The sequence below is a fragment of the Rhizobium cerradonense genome (assembly GCF_030182455.1).
In the GTDB taxonomy this organism is placed as follows: Bacteria; Pseudomonadota; Alphaproteobacteria; order Rhizobiales; family Rhizobiaceae; genus Rhizobium.
In genome coordinates this window covers 218,388-239,116 of record NZ_JAQJCK010000003.1, presented here as the reverse complement: position 1 = coordinate 239,116, position 20,729 = coordinate 218,388, and the positions used below count along the sequence as shown (strand labels likewise).

At 60.5% G+C, this 20,729-nt stretch carries 24 protein-coding genes; 8 read left to right on the top strand and 16 right to left on the bottom strand.

Annotated elements, in window-relative coordinates; translation table 11 throughout:
- The first annotated feature begins 58 nt into the window (after positions 1-58).
- Together PH547_RS08790 and PH547_RS08785 are read left to right on the top strand one after the other, a co-directional pair.
- Positions 59-1,090, top strand: coding sequence for a DUF2336 domain-containing protein (locus tag PH547_RS08790; protein ID WP_199773528.1), 1,032 nt, complete (start codon positions 59-61; stop codon positions 1,088-1,090).
- 113 nt (positions 1,091-1,203) lie between these two features.
- Complete coding sequence (locus tag PH547_RS08785; protein ID WP_260303424.1) at positions 1,204-1,698, top strand: GFA family protein; 495 nt, start codon at positions 1,204-1,206, stop codon at positions 1,696-1,698.
- A 22-nt stretch (positions 1,699-1,720) separates the two neighbouring features.
- Here PH547_RS08785 and PH547_RS08780 read toward each other — a convergent pair whose 3' ends face one another.
- From PH547_RS08780 to PH547_RS08770, 3 genes are read right to left on the bottom strand one after another with little or no spacing between them, the layout of a single operon-like run.
- Entirely contained in the window at positions 1,721-2,077 is a 357-nt protein-coding gene (locus PH547_RS08780; RefSeq protein WP_104822436.1) for a DUF1491 family protein, read from the bottom strand.
- A gap of 48 nt (positions 2,078-2,125) precedes the next feature.
- A complete protein-coding gene (locus PH547_RS08775) occupies positions 2,126-3,163 on the bottom strand; it encodes a peptidoglycan-binding domain-containing protein (protein ID WP_104822435.1) in 1,038 nt (345 codons plus the stop codon).
- Positions 3,135-4,688 carry a sensor histidine kinase gene (locus PH547_RS08770; RefSeq protein WP_104822434.1) on the bottom strand — a complete coding sequence of 518 codons (1,554 nt, stop codon included), beginning with the start codon at positions 4,686-4,688 and terminating at the stop codon, positions 3,135-3,137. Before PH547_RS08770 ends, PH547_RS08775 begins: the two co-directional genes overlap by 29 nt.
- 451 nt (positions 4,689-5,139) lie before the next feature.
- Here PH547_RS08770 and PH547_RS08765 point away from each other — a divergent pair, with 451 nt between their 5' ends.
- Together PH547_RS08765 and PH547_RS08760 are read left to right on the top strand one after the other, a co-directional pair.
- Positions 5,140-5,616, top strand: coding sequence for a DUF5330 domain-containing protein (locus tag PH547_RS08765; RefSeq protein ID WP_104825029.1), 477 nt, complete (start codon positions 5,140-5,142; stop codon positions 5,614-5,616).
- A gap of 133 nt (positions 5,617-5,749) precedes the next feature.
- Complete coding sequence (locus PH547_RS08760; RefSeq protein WP_104822433.1) at positions 5,750-6,172, top strand: SufE family protein; 423 nt, start codon at positions 5,750-5,752, stop codon at positions 6,170-6,172.
- Between the two features lie 75 nt (positions 6,173-6,247).
- On the opposite strand, the gene PH547_RS08755 is transcribed toward PH547_RS08760, so the two are convergent.
- The 8 genes from PH547_RS08755 to PH547_RS08720 form a co-directional block, all read right to left on the bottom strand.
- Positions 6,248-6,679, bottom strand: a complete 432-nt coding sequence (locus PH547_RS08755; protein WP_104822432.1) for a Ros/MucR family transcriptional regulator — start codon at positions 6,677-6,679, stop codon at positions 6,248-6,250.
- 525 nt (positions 6,680-7,204) lie between these two features.
- Positions 7,205-7,567 carry a monovalent cation/H(+) antiporter subunit G gene (gene mnhG, locus PH547_RS08750; protein ID WP_104822431.1) on the bottom strand — a complete coding sequence of 121 codons (363 nt, stop codon included), beginning with the start codon at positions 7,565-7,567 and terminating at the stop codon, positions 7,205-7,207.
- Positions 7,567-7,935 carry a cation:proton antiporter gene (locus tag PH547_RS08745; protein WP_104822430.1) on the bottom strand — a complete coding sequence of 123 codons (369 nt, stop codon included), beginning with the start codon at positions 7,933-7,935 and terminating at the stop codon, positions 7,567-7,569. The genes mnhG and PH547_RS08745 overlap by 1 nt, the downstream gene beginning before the upstream one ends.
- Positions 7,932-8,405, bottom strand: coding sequence for a Na+/H+ antiporter subunit E (locus PH547_RS08740; protein ID WP_104822429.1), 474 nt, complete (start codon positions 8,403-8,405; stop codon positions 7,932-7,934). Before PH547_RS08740 ends, PH547_RS08745 begins: the two co-directional genes overlap by 4 nt.
- Complete coding sequence (locus PH547_RS08735; RefSeq protein WP_285168049.1) at positions 8,402-9,967, bottom strand: Na+/H+ antiporter subunit D; 1,566 nt, start codon at positions 9,965-9,967, stop codon at positions 8,402-8,404. The genes PH547_RS08740 and PH547_RS08735 overlap by 4 nt, the downstream gene beginning before the upstream one ends.
- A 4-nt stretch (positions 9,968-9,971) precedes the next feature.
- Positions 9,972-10,349, bottom strand: a complete 378-nt coding sequence (locus tag PH547_RS08730) for a Na+/H+ antiporter subunit C (protein WP_285168047.1) — start codon at positions 10,347-10,349, stop codon at positions 9,972-9,974.
- A complete protein-coding gene (locus tag PH547_RS08725) occupies positions 10,349-10,768 on the bottom strand; it encodes a Na(+)/H(+) antiporter subunit B (protein WP_285168045.1) in 420 nt (139 codons plus the stop codon). The genes PH547_RS08730 and PH547_RS08725 overlap by 1 nt, the downstream gene beginning before the upstream one ends.
- The gene (locus PH547_RS08720) at positions 10,765-13,140 is read right to left on the bottom strand and encodes a putative monovalent cation/H+ antiporter subunit A (protein WP_285168043.1); all 2,376 of its coding nucleotides are present in this window, start codon (positions 13,138-13,140) and stop codon (positions 10,765-10,767) included. The genes PH547_RS08725 and PH547_RS08720 overlap by 4 nt, the downstream gene beginning before the upstream one ends.
- A gap of 226 nt (positions 13,141-13,366) precedes the next feature.
- Here PH547_RS08720 and msrB point away from each other — a divergent pair, with 226 nt between their 5' ends.
- Entirely contained in the window at positions 13,367-13,780 is a 414-nt protein-coding gene (msrB, locus tag PH547_RS08715) for a peptide-methionine (R)-S-oxide reductase MsrB (protein WP_285168040.1), read from the top strand.
- A 10-nt stretch (positions 13,781-13,790) separates the two neighbouring features.
- Here the strand turns inward: msrB and PH547_RS08710 are convergent, their stop codons facing one another.
- From PH547_RS08710 to PH547_RS08700, 3 genes are all read right to left on the bottom strand, one after another.
- Positions 13,791-14,873, bottom strand: coding sequence for an NAD(P)/FAD-dependent oxidoreductase (locus PH547_RS08710; RefSeq protein ID WP_285168038.1), 1,083 nt, complete (start codon positions 14,871-14,873; stop codon positions 13,791-13,793).
- A 136-nt stretch (positions 14,874-15,009) separates the two neighbouring features.
- Positions 15,010-15,441: a YybH family protein gene (locus tag PH547_RS08705; protein WP_285168036.1), complete on the bottom strand. Its 432-nt coding sequence runs from the start codon at positions 15,439-15,441 to the stop codon at positions 15,010-15,012.
- 104 nt (positions 15,442-15,545) lie between these two features.
- Entirely contained in the window at positions 15,546-16,052 is a 507-nt protein-coding gene (locus PH547_RS08700) for a GNAT family N-acetyltransferase (RefSeq protein ID WP_285168034.1), read from the bottom strand.
- A gap of 205 nt (positions 16,053-16,257) precedes the next feature.
- Between PH547_RS08700 and PH547_RS08695 the strand changes: the two genes are divergently transcribed.
- Positions 16,258-16,764 carry a hypothetical protein gene (locus PH547_RS08695; RefSeq protein ID WP_285168032.1) on the top strand — a complete coding sequence of 169 codons (507 nt, stop codon included), beginning with the start codon at positions 16,258-16,260 and terminating at the stop codon, positions 16,762-16,764.
- Here PH547_RS08695 and trhA read toward each other — a convergent pair.
- Positions 16,747-17,415, bottom strand: a complete 669-nt coding sequence (gene trhA, locus PH547_RS08690) for a PAQR family membrane homeostasis protein TrhA (RefSeq protein WP_104822420.1) — start codon at positions 17,413-17,415, stop codon at positions 16,747-16,749. The two genes, PH547_RS08695 and trhA, sit on opposite strands and share 18 nt — an antisense overlap.
- A 326-nt stretch (positions 17,416-17,741) precedes the next feature.
- On the opposite strand from trhA, the gene PH547_RS08685 reads away from it, so the two are divergent.
- On the top strand, positions 17,742-18,608 hold the full coding sequence (locus tag PH547_RS08685) for a VOC family protein (RefSeq protein WP_285168029.1): 867 nt from the start codon (positions 17,742-17,744) through the stop codon (positions 18,606-18,608).
- A 103-nt stretch (positions 18,609-18,711) separates the two neighbouring features.
- Positions 18,712-19,881 (top strand): AI-2E family transporter, encoded by a 1,170-nt coding sequence (locus PH547_RS08680; RefSeq protein ID WP_104822418.1) that lies wholly within the window; start codon positions 18,712-18,714, stop codon positions 19,879-19,881.
- Between the two features lie 35 nt (positions 19,882-19,916).
- On the opposite strand, the gene PH547_RS08675 is transcribed toward PH547_RS08680, so the two are convergent.
- Positions 19,917-20,708: a polysaccharide deacetylase family protein gene (locus PH547_RS08675; protein WP_285168205.1), complete on the bottom strand. Its 792-nt coding sequence runs from the start codon at positions 20,706-20,708 to the stop codon at positions 19,917-19,919.
- Positions 20,709-20,729 lie beyond the last annotated feature (21 nt).

The window sequence follows — 20,729 nt, the reverse complement described above, 5'->3', positions numbered from 1 at the left end:
CAGGTTTGCCGATCCGGCTCCCGTCTTTTTTGTTTTGCGTATCAGTATGGGTGTTGGCGTGCGTGACCGGTTTCGAGACCTCGAAGAGCCTGCGACAGTCCGCAAGAAAGATGTGGTCCTGATGGCGACGGTGACCAGTTTCGAAGGTTTGAATCATCCATCGAAATCGGAGCTTCGCCAGTTTGCCGAGCTCTTTACTCCCCTCTTCCAGGCCTCATCCGACGAAGCGAAACGCCAGGCCGTCGCCGCACTCTCCCAATGCCCAACCGTGCCGCCGGCCGTCTCCCTTTTCATCGGCTGTCAGCCGATCGCCATCGCCGCCCCTTTTCTGGCGAGTTCGCAAGCGATCGACGACGATACGCTGATCACCATCGCCCGCACGCAGGGCGCCGCGCATGCGAAAGCGATCGTCCGCCGACCCTCACTATCGCCGAAAGTCATCGACGCCCTTGTCAGCCTGCATCAGGCCGAGCCGGAACGCGGCATGACAATATCGGCGACCCCGCCGGCCGCTCCTGCTCCGGCCTTAGTGCCGGAACCGAGCGCTGCGGGCATTGAGGCCGAGCGCCTTGCCCGTGAGGAAGCCCTGCGGCAGAAGATCAAGCAGGTCGCCCGCCATCTCGGCCGTGACGATAGGGATCGTCTGGGCCTGCGCAGCCTTTCCGATGTGCAGGAAGCATTGCTGGTGCGTTTCGCCCGCGAGCGCGAGGCGCAGCAATTTGCCGCCACGCTTGCCGACGCACTTTCCTCGAGCCGTTGGCTTGCCGAGCGCATCATGATCGACACGTCCGGCCAGCAACTGGCAGTGACGCTGACGAGCCTCGGCATGGGCTTTGCCGACGCCGTCTATGCGCTGGAGCGCTTCTATCCGCATCTGGCCGAACAGCATGGCAGCGTCAGCCGCGCCTGGCTGGTGCTCGACAGCATCGATGCAGAGGAAAGTCAGGCCCGTGTAGAAGCTTGGCGCCGCGCCGACCGGTACACTTATCTGCCGCCCGAACAGAAGCCTGCGGTCCGCCCGGGCACGCCGCTTTTCGGCCCTAAGGCGAGTCCGATCCGCGAATTGCGTGTCGTCAGCCGCTCGCGTTGATTTAGCCCGTAAGTTCTTCGCGTGTCGCCTCCAGCTATTGCATGGTAGGATCGCGGGCCTGCCGACCTCCACACGCGGACAGCGACATGAACCATGATGCGACTGCCCATCCGTTGACCGGTGGCTGCCAATGCGGCGCCATTCGCTTTGCCTGCGACCTGCCTCCTCAAAACGTGCATGTGTGCCATTGCCGAATGTGCCAGAAAGCGGTCGGCGGGCCGTTTGCGGTCATCTGCCCTGTCATGAAGAGCGCGTTTCGAGTGACGCGGGGCGCGTTTTCCTGGTTTCAGAGTTCTGCCCTGGCGCGACGCGGTTTTTGCAAGGATTGCGGCACGCCGATGATTTTTGAATATCCGAAGTTCGAAGACATAGGCATTCTTGCGGGAACCTTCGACCAGCCCGATCAGGTGCCGCCGGTTGTTCAATACGGCAATGAAAGCAGGGTTTCCTGGTATGGCAGCCTGCATGAGCTCCCGGGAAATCATCCGACCTATGCGGTTGATCCGAACGGATACCTGCCCCGCATCATCGCGTCGAACCGGCAGCACCCCGACCATGACACCAGCCGGTGGCCACCGGAAGTAGACTCAGAAGACTGCCTGCCCTGATGCCGATAGAGCTATTTCTCTGTCACAGAGGATTGCTGCGTTGCTCGACCAACGGCACGATATCGGCAATATCGTCGGTCTCCAGCTCGATGATCCAGAGATCGGGGTCGAATTTCAGCTCACGATCAAGCGTCTGCCTGACATCTTCGGGTTCCCTGCGATCCAAACGGATTTCGAACAGGCGCGTCCCGCTTTCCTCTTCATCGAAGAAGCTTTGCGGAGCTGGAGCATAAAGCGTTTCCAGTCCATCGCGAAAACGCTGGCGGATGAAGATCGCTCCCGCCTCCTCCGCCCCCTTATGTTCCACAGCGGCAAAATCGCCGCGGGCAAAAAGACGGCGGGTCAGGGCGGATACGAAGATGTCGCTGCGCAATCTCATGGCTGAGCTATACCGGCCGGTTGGGCGCGAAGCAATCAAGGGGGAAGATTAAAGCGCGCCGATGTCCTGCAGTTTCTTCAAGACCGCCATGTCGGGCTCGCCGGTTTCCGGCAGCCGGTAGTGCTTCTGAAACCGGCGGATGGCGGCCTTGGTCTGTTCGCCGGCTACGCCGTCGACGCTGACATTGGTATAGGCGATGTTGCTCAGGCCCTTCTGGATCTGCATCACCATGTTGACGGTGTTGACGACGTCGCTTGGCCCGCTCCGGGGGGCGGCGCTCGTCTTGATATCCTTCTCCGCGCTCTGAATGGCGGCGGCGATGGGATCGATGGTGGAAGCGTTGGCCGAGACATTGATGGGCCGCTCCGACGGGACGGCCGCAACGCTCGTCTTGGAGCTGGCGTGGGTGCCGGGATCATTGGCCTTCAGCGCGGCCAGCAGTTCCGGAGTTGCGACCCCAGTCTGCGCCAGGCCGGACGCTTCCTGGAAGAACAGGATAGCGGCTGTCGTGCGCGAGCCGATGACACCGTCTGCGGTGCCGTCATAGAGGCCGCGGTGGATCAGTTCGCTCTGCACGTCGGCAACCAGCTTCGATGGTGTCGTGGTCGCCGCTGCCGGCGTTTGCGTCGCCGGCAGGCTGGCGGTCCGAACCTGTGGGGAAGGTGCTGCGGCATTCGCCATTGTGTCCTGCCGCTCGATGCGGAACGTGGTGACGTTGCCGGTATCGGTCTGCTGCGCATGCAGGAAGGGCTTGCGGCCGGGGATCTGATAGGGAGAGTTGGGATCCCGCGTGCGCAGCAGTGGCGACGGGTGTGCGCCCGACTGATACCAGAGCGCATTGGCCGTCACGAAACCAAAGACCGCGAAGAAGATTGCGACTCCGGCGGCGGCGGCCGGATGCCGGCCGACAACGCCGCCGCATAAAGCGGCCAAGGCACCGACGCCACGCACACCGAGGCCGCCCAGCGCGCCGGCACCGCGCAGGCCGAGGCTGCCGACGGCAACCGCCCCCCGGGAAGCAAAGCCGGGCTGCTTTCGCCTGGCCCTGCCCTTTCCCTTAGGCGATTTTCGCTTTTGCGGGGCCATTCACCTCTTCCTCTTTTCGCTTCTCGTTCATCTCCAGACTATGTTTCAGACGTGGCGGAAAATCGACCGTGCGACCGACATCCACAGCCGGCTGCACCGCTACAGCGCCGGAACCGTCAAACGGGATAAGGATCGTGATGACCGTGCCCTCACCTGGCGCACTGGCAATGGCGAAGCTGCCACCATGCAGCGCCACCAGGCCCTTGACCAGCGACAGGCCCAGCCCGGTGCCGGCATAGCGGCGGGTATAATCATTCTGGATCTGCACGAAAGGCTGGCCCAGCGAAGCGAGACGCTCGCTGGCGATGCCGATGCCGGTGTCGCTTACCGACAACTTCAGCATTCCGTCGGTCATGGCCGCATCGATGGTGACGGCGCCGCCCGCATCGGTGAACTTGATGGCATTGCCGACGAGATTGATGAGTATCTGCTGGATGGCGCGCTGGTCGGCGACGATATCGCCGAGGCCCCGCTGCACCCGGCTCGTCAATGTCAGCCCCTTCTCCTTGGCCTGCAGAGCCAGCATGGCCTCGCAAGCACCGATGGAGGCTTCGATGGGGAAAGGCTCGAGCAGAAGTTCGTAGCGGCCCGCCTCGATCTTGCTCATGTCGAGCATGGTGTTGACGACGGAGAGCAGATGCGCGCCGGACTGGCGGATCAGGCCGACATATTCGCGCTGGCGGTTGTTCTCGAGCTTGCCGAAATATTCGCCGCTGAGGATATCGGAAAAGCCGAGGATGGCGTTGAGCGGCGTGCGCAGCTCGTGGCTGACCGCGGCGAGGAAGCGCGACTTGGCGTCATTGGCGGATTCCGCCTCCGCCGCCTTGCGTGCGGCCTGGTCGCGAAGCTGCTGATCGTAGGAAATATCACGCGACTGGCTGACGATCCCGGTCAACCGGCCCTCGCCGTCGCGTCGCGCAGTCATTTCCATGCGGATATAGACGAACTGGTCGTTGCCCTCGACAACGGCCGAACGTTCCAGGCGCAAATCGACGCCGAGGGCTTCACGGCCCTGGCGAAGCCTGTCGACCGCCTGCAGAAAGAGGATGCGGTCGGAGACATGCACCTGTTCGACAAAGCCGCGACCGGAGGGGTCGCGCATCCAGTTCAGGAATTCGGCGCGATCGCGGCCGCCGACAGCGGTAACGCTGCCCTGCGGATCGAACAGGAGAACAAGACCGCTAGCCGCTTCCAGCATCAGATCGCGATGCTCGACGACGACGGCTTCGACCGGCCCGGAGGCGGGACGCTGGCGCGACAGAGCAATACTGCCGACGGCGGAAAACAGAAAACCGGCGCAGACGGTGGCAACGCCGACCGGGAGCGCCACGGCGGGACTGGTGATGAAGGAGAGCACTGTGGGAACGACGAAAAGAGCTGCAGAGGAGGCGAGCGCGAGCCGGCGCAGGATCGCCAGTTCCTGTTCACGGACTTCACCATTCCCGCTTGTCCGGGAGAGCCAGCTTCCGCCTGCCCGGTCCACGAGGGCTCCAGCCCTGCCAGCAATGTTACTCAATACGCGCACACCAAAACCCGCACAAACGGTCAGTTATTCAACCGCACAATAGGCCTTCGCGACTTAAGGAAAGAATAAAGAACGGGCGCGTGGATCGGTCGAAAAAGCTCGAAAATCTCGTTTTGGCGCACATGGCGAGACCTTTGGTTTTTGTGGTTAACAGCGGGTAAGCAGCGGATTTTATTTAGATTTCCGTCACACGTTAACCTTTGCGCCGACGTCGACGCCCGCAAGCCCCGGGATATCAGGCAGATCGGCCGAGACATACTTAACAGCAATCGCTACAATTCGACACAAATGAGCTTGAAATGCCAATTGCTACAATTTGAATCAAATTTGCCGAAAATGCATCCAAGTTTTGAAAAGGGGTGTTGTCCTCTGTCGGATAGGGTCTGAGCAACATCAGATAAACGACTTCGATCGGCGATAAGACCGAACGAAATAAAGGATGGGCAAGGCAATGTGGTTTCTCATTAGAGCGGGGTTCTGGTTTTCACTGGTTCTCATGTTCCTGCCGATCTTCGCCAAGCCTGACGGCGCTCCGCGGTCGGCCGACGAACCGAAGGTACAGGTTTCCGATGCGCTGTCGGCCGCGAGTGGCGTCATGCAATATGTCGGCGCCATGTGCGCGGAAAAACCCGATGTCTGCCAGAAAGGCGGCGAGACGCTGACCGCGCTCGGCTATCAGGCCCGTGACGGTGCCCGCGTCGCTTACGATCTTCTGGGTCAGCACTTCAAGGACGATAAGTCCGGCGAGCAGGCGGCCGCCAACCAGGCTGTGACTGCCCCCGTCGTCAACCGTGAGCTGGTCGCCGCCGAGGCACAGCCGATGCCCGCCAAGCGCCCGATCAACGTCGAGACGGCCGACGCGGTCGTTACCGGCACTGTCAAGCTGCCCTCTTATATTCCGGTGCCGCTGCCGAAGCCGCGAACCTGATCTCCGTTTCCATCGATGCCTCCCCCTTATGCGCCGTGAGCTTGCCATCGCTCGCGGCGTTCTTTTTTGTCATGGGTTCAAATCATCGACCTTTTCACCTATATCCAAGCAAGTGGATAATTGGACCGGCTTGATGGCGACGCTTGAACAGATCATAGAGGATTTCACCTTCCTGGACGACTGGGAGGACCGTTATCGCTATGTGATCGAGCTCGGCAAAGCGCTGCCGGATTTGCCGGAAGAGAAGCGGACGCTGGAAAACAAGGTGCAGGGCTGCGCCAGCCAGGTCTGGCTGGTAACGCACACAGCGGGCGATCTGGAAAATCCGGTCCTGACCTTCGAAGGTGATTCGGATGCGCATATCGTGCGCGGGCTGGTGGCGATCGTGCTCGCCACTTATTCCGGTAAACCGGCCTCCGAGATCGCCGCGCTCGATGCTCTCGACGTCTTCGGCAAGATCGGCCTGGTCGAACACCTTTCCTCGCAGCGCGCCAACGGATTGCGCTCGATGATCAAGCGTATCCGCGAAGAGGCGATAGTACGCGCCGCCGCATAGAATCTGCCACGCTGGTGAAACGACAAAACCCGGCTCGAAAGCCGGGTTTTTTGATGGTGTCGTCGATTTGGGAATTTAGCGGCTACCGCGCTTGCGGCGCTGGCCAAGGCCCATCTCCTTCGCGAGACGCGAACGAGCTTCGGCATAGGCGGGCGCAACCATCGGGTAGTCGGCCGCCAAATCCCACTTCTCACGATATTCTTCAGGCGAAAGACTGTGATGGGTCATCAGGTGGCGCTTCAACGACTTGAAGCTGCCGCCGCATTCCAGGCAGGTGATCTGATCGTCCTGTACCGATTTACGAACGGATACGGCCGGCTTCTGCTTTTCAACCACGGTAACGGCGGGGGCCGGAGCCGAGGTGTTGCTCAAGGCGGAATGTACGTCGGAAATCAGATTCGGAAGGTCGCTGACCGGGACTACATGATTGCTGACATACGCCGCCACGATGTCGGCGGTTAGCTCAACCAGCAAATCCTGGCCATTGCCAAGGGCCGTATCTGTCATTTTGTTCTCCTGTTCATCGGCTTGCCTACTGCGCTACGCCTCCAACGGAACACGTAAAACACAGCATTACTTTAGACGTTGCGCATAATCATTTCGATTTTCGAAATGTATGAGCTGGACATACCGCGAACGGCATTGCCCGTATTCGTAGCAGCAATCAGCAAAAAAACGGGGCATTTCATGCCAAATTGCCCGCAATACGAAATCCACCCCTAGACTTCGTGCAACGAAACCCGTTTTTATACCGCCTGACGATAGAATCAGTGATGACGGAGGTAGGTCCGTCAATCCTTAACCGGAAGAAAGTTTTGCCCGCCGTTGTTTGAAAGAAAGATCAAAGCATCGGGCACTTAAAGCCGGTTGAGACTAACTCAACATCAGAACTCTACTTGAATCTGGATTACCACTCTTTCTCCAAATGTCCAGTTTTTAATTCTATCATTTCTTTGCAAATTTCTCATCTATTAAAAATAGGTAACTAACGACGAGAATTTGTATTCACTTTTCTGGCAATCCAAGCGTTTGTTAGCTTTTCATTTTGTAAGAACGCCCCTCTACTCGGCCTTTCGAAAGATCATCGCGCACCGACGGTGGCATCAGCCGGTGGCCCGCCTTGTGAGCGGCACGGGCGAGAAGATGGGCAGAAATCGGCGCAGTCAAGATGAAGAACACGAAACCGGCCAGTGCCCGCGCCAATATCGGCAGATCCTGCGAGTGAAAACCCACTGCAAGTAGCAACAGGCCGGAACCAACCGTGCCAGCCTTCGAAGCGGCGTGCATACGGCTATAGAGATCCGGCAGGCGGACGATACCGATCGACGCGACCAGCGAAAACAATGCGCCCGCCAGGAGCAGGAAGGCGACAACGATGGCGGCGACCAATTCCATTACCGCTTTCCCTTCTTGCGACGGCCATTCTTGCGAACCGGCTTCCTCGCGGCCGCAATCGGCGCCAATGGTTGCCGTTCGGCTTGCGTCGATGCACTGTGGGTCAGGATGAACCGGGCAAAGGCGACGGTAGCGAGGAAGCCGACAAGTCCGAGAGAGATGGCGATGTCGATATAGAGTGTGAAGCCCGTCTTGATGGCGATGACGGCAATGAAGCCGATGGCGACGGCCACCAGCATATCGAGCGCCAGCACCCGATCGGGCAAAGTCGGACCGATTACCACGCGAAAGACGGTGAACAGGAAGGCCAGGCTGAGAATAACAAGCGACACCATGGCGGCGGCGGACACGATGGAAGCTGCGATCATCGGAAAGCCTCCATGATTCGGCGCTCGAAGCCATCGGCTATGCCGCGCTTCAACATTTCGGGGTCGGAGCAGTCGAGCGCATGCACATAGAGAGTCTTGCGGTCGTCGGAAACGTCGACGGAGAGCGTACCGGGCGTCAACGTGATGAGATTAGCGAGCAGGGTGATCTCGAAATCGCGGTCGACAGTCAGCGGAAAAGCGAAGATGCCGGGCTTCACATCCATTTTGGGGCTCATGACGGTTACCGCAACGGCCCATGCGGATTTGGCGAGTTCACGCAGGAACAGCAGCAACAGCGCCAGAATCCGCCTGAGGCGCTCGAGATAGAGGACGCCGCCATGGGATTCCCGAATCATTGCCAGGGCGAGTGCCGAGAGGACAAAACCAAGGACAAGATTGAGGAAGGAGGCGCTGCCGGTGATGGCGACCCAGACAATGGCGAGCAGCAGGTTGAAGACGAGCAGGATCATTGTGCGCCTCCAGCCCCCGCAAAGACGGAGTGCAGATAGGCGGAAGGATCTTCGAGACCGCCGGCGGCAAGCTGCGTCAGATGCAGCAACCGCTCGGGAAACAGACCAAACCCTATGACCAAGGCTGCGAGGGCGACCAGCGGCAAGCCGGCCTGCCAGGCGATCGGCTGCGGCACAGCAGCATCCTGCGCCGATCTTGGACGCCAATAGGCGAGGAGAAAGACGCGGCCGAAGACGATGGTGGTGAGAAAGCCCGTCAACAGGATCGCTGCCGCGATCCACCAGGCGCCCGCATCGAGCGCCGCCTTCACCAAGACGACCTTGGGCCAGAAGCCCGAAAATGGCGGCAGGCCGCAAGCGGCGAAAAACAGCACCAGTGACAGACCTGCGAACCAGCCGCTTTGCCGGTAAAGCCCGCCGAGGGTAGCAAGCGAAAAGCTGCCGCCGAGCCGGGCCGCTTGGCCTGCCAGCAGATAGAGCGCCGTCATCAGCACCATCGAATGCAGTGCATAGAAGATCGCCCCGCTGAGGCCGCTGGCGCTGCCAATCGCGACGCCGGCCAGCATCGTGCCGATGCCGGAAATGACGACATAGCCGAACAGGCGGCGGATATCGCTTTCGCCGAGCGCGCCGAGTACGCCGGTCAGCATCGTCGCAATGGCAATGACCGTGGTGACCGGGCCGAGCCCAGCGCGTTCGACCGGCAGCAGCATGACCAGCACCCTGATCAGCGCATAGATGCCGACCTTGGTGAGCAGGCCGGCGAAAAGCGCCGAGACGGTGATGCGTGGCGTATGATAGGACGCGGGCAGCCAGAAATTGACCGGGAAGGCCGCGGCCTTCATGCCGAAAGCGAGGAGAAAGAGGCCGGCGAGCGTCATCAGCGGCGCCTCGTTGCCGGGCGCCCTCGCCTTCATCGCGATATCGGCCATGTTGAGCGTGCCGAAGATGGCGTAGACATAGCCGACGGACACGAGAAACAGCGTGGTGGCGATGAGGTTCAGCACCGCATATTTCAAAGCGCCATCGATCTGCTCACGCTCCGAGCCGAGAATCAGCAGGCCGAAAGAGGAAATCAGCAGCACTTCGAACCAGACGTAGAGATTGAAGACGTCGCCGGTCAGAAATGCCCCACTCACGCCCGCAAGCAGCAGCATGAGGAACGGAAAGAAGCCGTAGCGGCGGCCGCTGACCGTAATCTCACCAAGCGCATAAAGGCTCGCTGCAAGCACCACGACCGCCGCCGCCAGCGCCATCACCGCGGCGAGAAGATCGACGCTGAAGGCAATGCCGAAAGGCGGCAGCCAGCGGCCCATGACCATGGTCACTGGCCCTTCGTTAGCGACCCTATAAAGCAGAGCCGCGTCGATCAGCACCAGCAGTACCAGGCCGGGAATGGCGATCCAGCCGTGCATGGCAGTGCGGTCGCGCAACATCATCAAAATCGCGCCGAGGCCAATACACAGGGCCACCGGCAGGATCACCAGCCAATGACCGGCCTGCACTGGCACCGACACCAGCGCAGCGGAAAAATCGACAGCGGTGTTGGTCGGCGCCGCCATGCTGTTAATACCCCAGGGGCGGCAGCGGCCGCTTTTTCGGTTCTGACACACGCATCTCGCCGGTATTGTCGGTCTTCAGGTCCTGATAGGCCCGATAGGTCAGCACCAGCAGGAAGGCGAGGAAAGAGAACGATATGACGATTGCCGTCAGGATCAGGGCCTGCGGCAGCGGGTTGGCGGCATCCGCATTGAGCGTGTCAGCGCCCGACGGGATGATCGGCGGCACTTCGCGCGTCACCCGGCCAGCCGTGAAAAGCAGCAGGTTGACGGCGTTTCCGAGGATGGCGATGCCGAGCATGATGCGGATCGAAAACTTCGACAGCATCAGATAGATCGCAGCGGCGAAGAACAGGCCGACGAGCATTGCGAAGACCACCTCCATCACTCCGCCTCCCGCTCTTCGAGCGCCAGCGCGATCGAGGTGATGGCGCCGACGACGACCAGATAGACGCCGGCATCGAACAGCATGACGCTCGAGAGCGGCACCTCGACGCCAAAGAGATGCGGATAGATCCAGAGCCCGGTCATGAAGGGCACGCGAGAGAAGACCGATAGCAACCCGGCAACCGTCGAGGCCAGCAGGCCGAAACCGGCAATCGTCAACGGATGGAAGATAATGGCCCGGCGCACCGCCGTCACACCGCAGGCAATGCCATAAATCGCCAGCGCGGAGGCCGCGATCAATCCGCCGATGAAGCCTCCGCCGGGCTCATTGTGGCCGCGCAGCAGCACGAAGACGGAGAAGAGCAGCATCAAAGCGGTCAGGAAAGGCGCGGCGGTACGGAAGATGACGGTGTTCATGGACGCTCGGCCTCCATTACCTCTTCCACGTCGGGGTCGTTGGCCGCAAGCTTGCGCTCACCGCCGGCGCGGATGCGGATCAGCGCCAGGATGGCGAGGCCGGTGATGATGACGACGGCGATTTCGCCGAGCGTATCGGTGCCGCGGAAATCGACGATGATCACGTTGACGACATTGGCACCATGGGCGATCAGCTTTGAATAATGATTGAAAAACGCCGTCAGCGTCAGGTCGAAAGGCGTTTGCGTGGCCTTCAAGAGCAGCAATCCGAAACCGAGGCCACAGGCGATGGCAAGCGCCGCATGCAAGAGCCTCTGCAACGGCGGACGGCGATCGGCGGGCGACAGGCGCAGTCGCGTCATTACCAGCGCCAGGATGACGACGGAGAGCGTCTCGACCATGAACTGCGTGAAAGACAGATCCGGCGCGCCGAAGAGCAGGAAGATGACGGCGACGGCAAAGCCCTGAATGCCGAGCGAAACAATTGCCGTCAGCCGGTCGCGCGCCGAGACGACGGCCGCAAGACCAATGACGGCGATGAGGAAAATCGCCGCCTCATGCCACTGCATATCGGGCCATGAGGGGACGACCGGCAACTCGCCATGGAGCACCGGCGGCACCAGCAGCATTGCGGCAAGGCAAAGGAAGGTGACGGTGACGTAGATCTCCAGCCGGCCCGGCTGCAGAAAATGGGAGACGGCGTGCGACAGGCGCACCAGCCCCGAGATGAGGGCATCGAAGCCGCGATCGGGTCCTGGCCCGAGCCGGCGCAGCACCATCGCCATCAGGAAACGGGCGCGATCGAGCTTCCAATAGATGAAGGCACCGATCAGCACGGTCAGAGCGGACAGAGCCAAGGGTGCACCAAGATGCGGAGCGAGCGAGACCGATATCTCCATTGCCTTGCCACCGACGGCACTTGCCATCGGCGAGGAGATGTAGACGTGCCAAAAGCCGGAGACCATGGCTGCGGCTAGTCCGAGAACGGCAAGGACAAACGGGCCAAGCAGGAGCAGCGGCGGCGCCTCGTGCGGATGTTTCGGCGTTTCGACCCGCGCGCCGATAAACGGCTTCAGCGCCACGGCGAAGGCGATAGAGAACATTAGCGCGTTACCGACAATCGCAACGACTGCCAGAAGGATCGGCCAGGGGAAAACTTGGGCCAACGCGGCATAGATCTCCTCCTTAGCTAGAAAGCCGAAGGCGGGCGGCAGGCCGCCCATGGAAAATGCAGCCGCCAGCGCCATAGCAAAGGTCAACGGCATGGCGTTGCGCAAACCGCCGAGATGGGTAATGTCGCGCGTGCCCGTCTCGTGATCGACGATGCCGGCGACCATGAAGAGCGCGCCTTTAAACAGCGAATGCGCCACCAGATAGAGCGCGGCGGCCTCGACGGCATAATCGGAACCGAAGCCGGTGAGCAATACCAGCAAGCCGAGAGAAGAGACCGTCGTGTAGGCGAGCTTCAGCTTCAAATCGGTCTGGCGGATGGCGAGCAGCGTTCCCACCAGCAGGGTCATGCCGCCGAAAACCGGCAGGATCGTCTCCCAGGCTGTTGTGTCACCCATTACGGGGTTGAGTCGCATCACGAGGTAGACACCGGCCTTCACCATCGTTGCCGAATGCAGATAGGCAGACACCGGCGTCGGCGCCTCCATGGCGTTCGGCAGCCAGAAATGGAAGGGGAATTGCGCGGATTTCGTAAAGGCGCCGCCGAGTACTAAGATCAGCGCCGCAAGATAAAGCGGGCTTTCGCGCAGCATCCCACCGGTCTTCAACAGGCCGGACATGTCCGCTGCACCGGTGATCTGCCAGATCAACAACAGGCCCGCGAGCAGCAGAAGCCCTCCCCCGCCGGTGACCACCAGCGCCTGCAAGGCAGCCCGCCGCGCAGCCTCGCGCTGATGATCGAAGCCGATCAGCAGGAAGGAGGTGATCGAGGTCAGCTCCCAGAAAACGAACAGCGTCAGGAAACTGTCCGACACGACGAGGCCAAGCATCGAACCCATGAACAGGAAGATAAAGGAGAAGAAGCGGCCTTGATCTTCGTGTCCTTTCAGGTAGCCGCCGGCATAAAGCACGATCAGCGTGCCGATGCCGGTGATCAGCAGCGCGAATGTCAGCGAAAGGCCGTCGAGCAGCCAGGAAAAGCGCAAGCCGAGGCTCGGCACCCACTCGAAACCGCCCTGGGCATTATGGGCGGCGGCAACATCGGGAAGAAAACCCGCGAAATGCAGAAAGGCGAGTGCGGGGAAAAGCGCCAGCGGCCAGGCCGCGTTGTGGCCGAGATAACGGACGGCAGCAGGCGCAATGATCGCACCGAGAAAGGGCAGACACAAAGCCAGGAATGTCAGGCCGGTGACACTGGCCATGTCTTCTCCCTGCTGAACGATCACGGAGTCCGGCAAAGCCGAAAGTCTTCATTGGGATAGGCTAAAGGCTGGATTGCCTCAAGCCCCGCGCGAGAAAAACCGAGGGGTAAACCACTGGAATCGGCTTTGGCATCATGGCTGAATAGTTGAAGACGGGACGGGCTGCACCACATTGCGACAACGGGGCTCGCCTAATAGATTGGGTGATGGGAAAGGGATGACACTCATGTCTGCTACGATGACAGGGCCTAAAATCGAGAAGACCGATACCGAATGGCGGGAACAACTGACGCCGGAGCAATATCGCATCACCCGGCAGCATGGCACCGAGCGCGCCTTTACCGGACCCTACTGGGACTCATTCGAAACCGGCCTCTACCGCTGCGTCTGCTGCAACGCGCCACTTTTCCGCTCGGACACGAAATTCGATGCCGGCTGCGGCTGGCCGAGCTATTTCGAAACGGTTTCGCCGGAGGCGGTGAAGGAATATCGCGACGAGTCCTATGGCATGGTGCGCACGGAAATCCGCTGCGGCGCCTGCGAAGCCCATCTCGGGCATGTCTTCCCCGACGGCCCGCCGCCGACCGGACTGCGCTATTGCATCAACGGTCACGCCATGGTGTTCGAGGCGGAGACGTAAGCCGCCAGAATTAGCTGGCGGGAAAAGCTGCCACGTTAAACCCGGGCACCAGCGCCGACCGTTGTCCCTCCATGATCTCCTCCATCGTCAACCGGCCGAGCAAGGGTGCTAAAATGACGCCGGGATGGGCGACGGCGACATAGGCGCCATCGACGCCGGGCAAGAAGCCAAGCCTCGGAAACCCATCGGCGAAGACCGGGCGGTAGCCAACGGCTGCCTGCCGCAGTTCGACACCATCGGGCAGAGCGAGCTTTCGTCTCATCACGTCGAGCACCCGATGTCCGATCGCCCGCGGCGCCTCCTCTTCGGCGGCGCTCCTGCAGCTTGCGGCGGAGACCAGCGAATGGTCAGGCCGCTGACGAATTTCCAAACCCGGCCCGCGAAGAATACGATTGAGGAAGGGCCGGTCAGCGGAAAATTGCATCAGCACGGCGGGCGAGCTTTCGACGCCGATCGCCAGTCCCAAGGGCGAAATCAGCGCATCGACCGATGTGCCGGCAGCCAGCACGACGACATCCGCCGAAACGACCTGCCCTGCCGTCCGAACACCGGTGATCCGGCTGTCAGATGTTTCGAGCGCGACGATCTTCTGATCGAAATCCGCCTTAGCGCCGAAAGCGATCGCGGCGTCTACAAATGTCCGCGCGAGCTGTGCCGGATCCAGCGCGAGATCGTCGGGAGAAAAGGCGGCGCATTCCGGCACTTCGCGAAGCTCCGGCTCCCACCAGGCGATCGTCTTGGCATCCACCAGTTCGACCGTTGCACCCGCAGCCTGATGCTCCCGTACCAACGCCTCCGTCTCCGCCGCCGTCCGATGCCACATCAGAGAACCCGTCCGCGCATGCTGCAGGGCCTTCGGAAGGGCGGCCTTCAAACGTTGATATTCAGTGATCGCCTCGCGCCAGATGCGATAATTCGCGTAATTTGCCGTCGGGTCGCCATTGATGAGGTTGACCCAGCCGAAGGCCTTGCCGGTGACGCCCGCGGCTGGTGCCGGGCCCTCGTCAAACAAATGCACTCGCGCCCCGCGGCGTGCCAGGTGATAGGCTATGGATGCCCCAACAATCCCTGCGCCGACGACGGCTATCTGCATTTTCGGAGGATGCAACGAAGGATACCCGCGATGAAAATCACGATTCAGATCTGCCGTTGCTTGGATAGCGTCAAGCTATGACGCGGGAATGACTGCGCGCTAGGCGTGGCCGTCCCAGCCGGGTCCGGCAACCCTTTTACTCTCTAACTAGGGACGCCGGCGGGCGGGCTGAGGTTATCGGATCGGCGTGACGAAGGACGATCCTCCACGCGCCTTCTTCCCGCCGGAATATGGTGGTGACCCGAAGCGCGATCGGCACCAGTTTGTCGCCGCCACCGACCTTGGACCGGAACCGCTCGACCTCAATGATGTACCCCAAGTCCGCCGTCGCGTACTCGGAGATGCGCTCAAAGCCGGTGGCCTCGCCGTCCCGGTAATTGGTTGCAGCCCGTTCCATGGTCGCGGCGGCCCTTTCCCACCCCTTCGCCGGCGGCCCGAACGGATTAGCGATAATGACGTCATCCCGTCGCGAGTAGAGATCTTTCAAAGGTTCAGGATCGCCCTTCACGAAAGCATCTAAAGCCAGATGATCCTGCTCGATAAAATTCGTTAAGTCAGAGGCCAACATCTTAGCGCCCTCAGATGATCGGAAAGAGAACTTTATCCGAAAAGTCGGCCCTCCGCTCGCGCTGTCTCACTTCCCGGTCTGCCAGCCGTTAATGAGTTCACGCCCTAGACCATTATGCGCAGCTCCATGCAGGTCAGATCCAGCCAGCGGCCGAACTTGGTGCCGACTTCGGAAAACTGACCGACGATGCGGAAGCCGAGTTTTTCATGCAGGCGGATGGAGGTGGCATTGCCGGTTTCGATGGCGGCGATCATGACGTGGATATTGCCTTCGGCGGCACGGGCGACGAGTTCGCGCAACAAACCCTCGCCGATACCGAGGCCGCGATGATCCTTGTCGACATAAACGGAATTTTCGACCGTATGCCGGTAACCGTCGAAGGCACGCCAATCGCCGTAGGAGGCATAGCCGGCGACGTTCCCGTCCTTCTCGGCGACAATGACCGGAAAGCCCCTCGCCTTGCGCGCTTTGAGCCATTCAATACGGTTATCGACGTCGACCAACGTGTCGTTCCAGATCGCGGTCGTGTGCAGAACCGCGTGGTTGTAGATCTCGCAAATCGCGGGCAGATCAGCCTCGGTGGCGTCACGAAGCAGCACGGCTTGGTCCATAGTCGAATTGTCCAATCGTTTAAGGCATCGATGGCGGCATACTCCGCGATATTGACGAAGTAAATCCGCCATTCCTGCATGGCTCGCAATGAAACCGTAACGAATTGAAGCTATTTTCTGATCATTCTTAGAATCACTATGGAATTTCTGCTGAAAAATGCGCTATTCATAGCTGGTTTGCAGATCCCGCCTCCCGGAAACCGCAATGCTCGCGCGCCTGACCGCCCTCCTTTTCTTTTCTGCTGTGCCGGCACTGGCTGCCGACTGGTGGTCCTATGACAATGCGCGGTTTGGCTATGAAATCGAACTACCCTCGGAATTCCGCCTTTCGACCCGTTCGGACAATGGCGACGGACTGACCTTGACGCCGACCGATCAGTCGGCACGGCTGCTTGTTTTCGGCACCAATATCCTCGATGGCGACTTTTCGGCGGAAGCGAATGTCCGCGTCGCAATCGCCAAGGACGAAGGCTGGCAGATTTCCTATTCGAAATCGACCTCGCGCGGCATCAGCTTCTCGGGCACGAGGCAGGGCCGCATCGTCTATGTGCGCGGCGTAGCACTCTGCAATGGCGGCGCCGCCTTCTTCCAGATGGATTATCCGAAGACGGACATGCAGCGCTTCGACGCCATCGTCATGCGCCTGGTGCGCAGCCTGCAGCCGACGAGGAAATGCACGCCGACGACGCAGATCTCAAGAGTTTTCCGGTGACAGGCTGAAACAGGTCAGCACCGCCGAATAATGCACTGCGGTGGCAGCGAGCACGAAGCCGTGCCAGATGGCGTTCTGAAAGCGCAACTTCTCCCAGACATGGAAAATTACGCCTAGCGAATAGATGACGCCGCCGATGACGATCAGCAGCATCGACGCGTACGGTATATGCATGGAAACGGACCTTGCCACCAGCACACCGCTCCAGCCCATGGCAAGATAAAGCAGGATCGCCAATCGGTCATACCGCCCCGGGAAAACGCATTTCAGCGCGATGCCGAAGCCGGCAAAAATCCAGATGGCAATCAGCATGGCAAACAACAGCGGATCCTCGGCGCCGCGCTCCAGGAACGGCGTATAGGTGGCGGCGATCAAGACGAAGATGGCCGAGTGATCGAAACGCCGCAGGACCCACTTCGTCTGCGACACCGGCCACAGATTGTAGGTAAAGGACATGGCCAACGTCAGAACGAGGCCGACGCCATAGATCCAAGCGGCAGCGATCTCGCGATAGGAGCTCCACACCGTCGCATAGAAGATCAACACGGTCGCGCCGATCAAAGCAAAGACGACGCCAATCCCGTTGACGATGCTGTCAACGATCACTTCATATCGGTCATAGGCCCAACGAATGCCTTTGATTTCGGGCATGCATGCGTGTTCCAATTGCTCGACGTCGCCTTTGATCGTTGCACCTCAAGGGGTTGGAGACAAGCGGGTGAAACGGACATATAAGTAAATCTTGGTAAATGGCGGGTGAGCTGATCGCGCGGCTGTCAACAACCAGCGAACGCTCAATCTGTAATTTCGGGCCTTCTGTGAACAATCGGAATCGGCCATATCTAGGTCAAGTACAGCGGGCTTGAATTCTGAAGAGGCACATCAACCGGCGAAAGCTTTCCAAGCCCCGCTATTGGCGACGTCTTCTCCGCCGCGCCGGTTGCTCTCTTGCAGAATATTGAGGTTGGAACACTCGCATGACCGAAACTGCCCTTTCCTATGCGCTTACGCGTCCCGCCTATGTCGGACAGTCGCACCTGATCGTCACCGATCTGGCGGTGGTGTCGCGCTTCTACCAGCAGATGCTAGGCCTGAGGGTCATTGAAAAGACGGCCAGCGGCGAGGTGTTGGGCGTTGCCGGCCAGCCGCTTTTGGTTCTGACAACGGATCGTGCGGCCAAACGAGCGCCGCAAACCGCCGCGGGCTTGTTCCACACCGCCTTTCTGATGCCCGATCGCATCGAGCTTGCTCGCTGGCTACGGCACGCCGCACATAATGGCGTAGGTCTCGAAGGCGCGTCCGACCACATCGTCAGCGAGGCGATCTATCTTTCCGACCCCGAGGGCAACGGCATCGAGATCTATGCGGACCGGCCGCACGAACAGTGGAAATTCCACAGCGATGGCACGGTCGAGATGGCGACGCTCAGGCTCGATTTGCAGAAGCTTTACGAAAGCGCGCCGCAGGATCGCTGGGATGGCATGGCCGAGGGTTCGGCGATCGGCCATATCCATTTGCAGGTCGGCGACGTTGCGGAGGCGAATGCCTTTTACCGCGATGTGCTGGGCATGAACGTCATGGCGGCGCGCTATCCCGGCGCGACCTTCCTCGCAACCGGCGGCTATCACCACCATCTCGGCGCCAACACCTGGAACAGCCGCGGCGCCGGCGTCCGGTCCAAGGATATGACCGGCCTTTCGGATTACACCCTGCGTTTCAACGACAAGGACGCGCTCGACAAGGCGGTCGCCGCGCTCGATGTGCATGAGATCAAGACGGAAAAACGCGACAGCGGGATTTCGCTGCGCGATCCCTGGGGCATCGGGCTCAATCTAATCGCCTGATCGCGAATCCGCTGACCCATGATGTCAAAGGCCCGCCCCGGAACCAGGGCGGGCCTTTCGCGTTTGCATACCGAAGCAATGGGGTTTCGGGGACATGTCCGGAATGGATATCGCCAACGGCATACGCAAACAGGCGCGCAGATTGGGAGCCACGAGCGAAAGGCGTTCCAGCGCCTGGGTGGATGCGTTACGAGCGGACACCGAGCAGTTGGACAATGGCTCGTCAGCACCCGTCGAGAAGGACGCGCTGGATATTGCCTCCGCCTGGGCTCTCATCGGCATCTTCCTTGTGCTGGCGTTGGCAGGCGTCTACATGATGTCGATCATCCTCATCCCTGTAACCCTGGCCGTCGTCGTCGGCATGATCCTCGGGCTGGCTGCGGAAAAGCTCAGCAAGCTTGGCGTACCGCGCGTCCTCAACGCCGTTCTGTTGTCATCGGCGGTGGCGCTGGTCATCTTCCTGATCATCAATTCACTCGCCGGGCCGATGGCGACGCTCGCCCAGGAAGGGCCTAACGTTTTCCAGCGTACCGTCGATCGGCTGATGCCCTATCTCGAACAGATCAAATGGTTGCACATCACACCGCAAACCTTTGAAAGCGGACCGATGTCCATCAATGTGCTGCTCGAAAACACCGGCAATGTGCTGCATCTTCTCGCCGCCAGCCTCACGCCCGCCATCGTCCAGGGCCTGCTCTTTTTTGCGGCGCTGCTGTTGTTCCTTGCCGGCCGCATCAGCCTGCGCAAGACGATCATCATGACCTTCTCCACCCGGGCATCACGGCTAACGGCGATCCGCATCATCAATGCGGTGGAGCAGGTGCTCGGCTTCTACTTTGCGACGGCGTCGCTGATCTATGTGGGCCTCGGCGTCGTGATGACGGTCATCGCCTATATCGGCGGCATGGGCACGCCGATCCTCTGGGGCATATTCGCCTTTCTTTCCAGCTTCGTCCCGTTCGTCGGCATCACGACGATAACGACCGCGCTGGCGATCGCCGGCATCATCACCCATGACGATATCATCTTCGGTCTCCTCCCCGCCGCCGCGTTCTTCTCCGTCCATCTCACCGTGGAAAATCTGGTTTTTCCGGCGGTGATGGGCCGACAATGGGAACTCAATCCCTTCATCGTCTTCCTTGCCATCATCTTCTGGACGTGGATGTGGGGCGCCGTCGGCGCGATGCTCGCCCTGCCGCTGTCGCTGATCGTCATGACCGTAGTCAACGAGCTGTTCTTCGAGGAAAAGGTGCAGCCGCAATTACCGCAATGAAGGCGCCAGCTATCGGGCGCCGACGCCGAACCGCCTCAGTTCGTCGTATCGTCATCCCCCTGCTCGGGGATATCCTGCAGGCGGACGAACTGCACGCCCTTAGCCTTCAGCGCCAGGATGCTCGCGACAACGCCTTCGCCGGCGGCATGGGTCGGCTGGTTGATGTGCGAGATGATGACGTCGCCATCCTTGGCGGAGGCATATTGTTTTTCCACCATCTTGGCCGGCAGCAGCGAGCCGCTGTCGCCGTTGACGGAATAGCCGGCGATGCGATAGCCCATGCCGCGAATCTGAGCGATAGCCGAGAGGCTATATTTCGCCGTCGCGCCCCGGAACCAATGCGGCTGAGGAATGCCAGCGGCCATCATGGCATCAGCGCCGCCTTTGACCTCCTGCGCGACCGCCTGCGGCGAGCCGGCAGCGGGAATGCCATAGACCGTCGTTGGGATATCGACCGCGGGAATATGGTTCTGACCGTGATCCTCAAGCTCGAAAATATCGGGATGAGCGAGGAAGACGGCAAGCGCTTCGGGATTGCTGCGCAGCCATCGAGCGGTGACGAAGATCGTCGCCGGGATATGCTGATCGACTAGTGTGCTGAGGATGCGCGGATCGGTCTTGCCCATGCAGGCATCGAAGGTCAGGGCGATGCGCGGCGCGCCCTTGCCTGCGCGGTTGACGTGTAGATGGGGCTCGACCAACTTGACGTTCGACACCGCCGCCTTCGGCGGGAGCTGCGGCCAGACAACGGGCTTTTCCGAAGGCTCGGCGGCAAAGGCGGCCGAAGCGGCGAGCACGAATGCGGACGTCAGCACAAAACGGTTCATCAGGCAGCCACCGGTTGGATC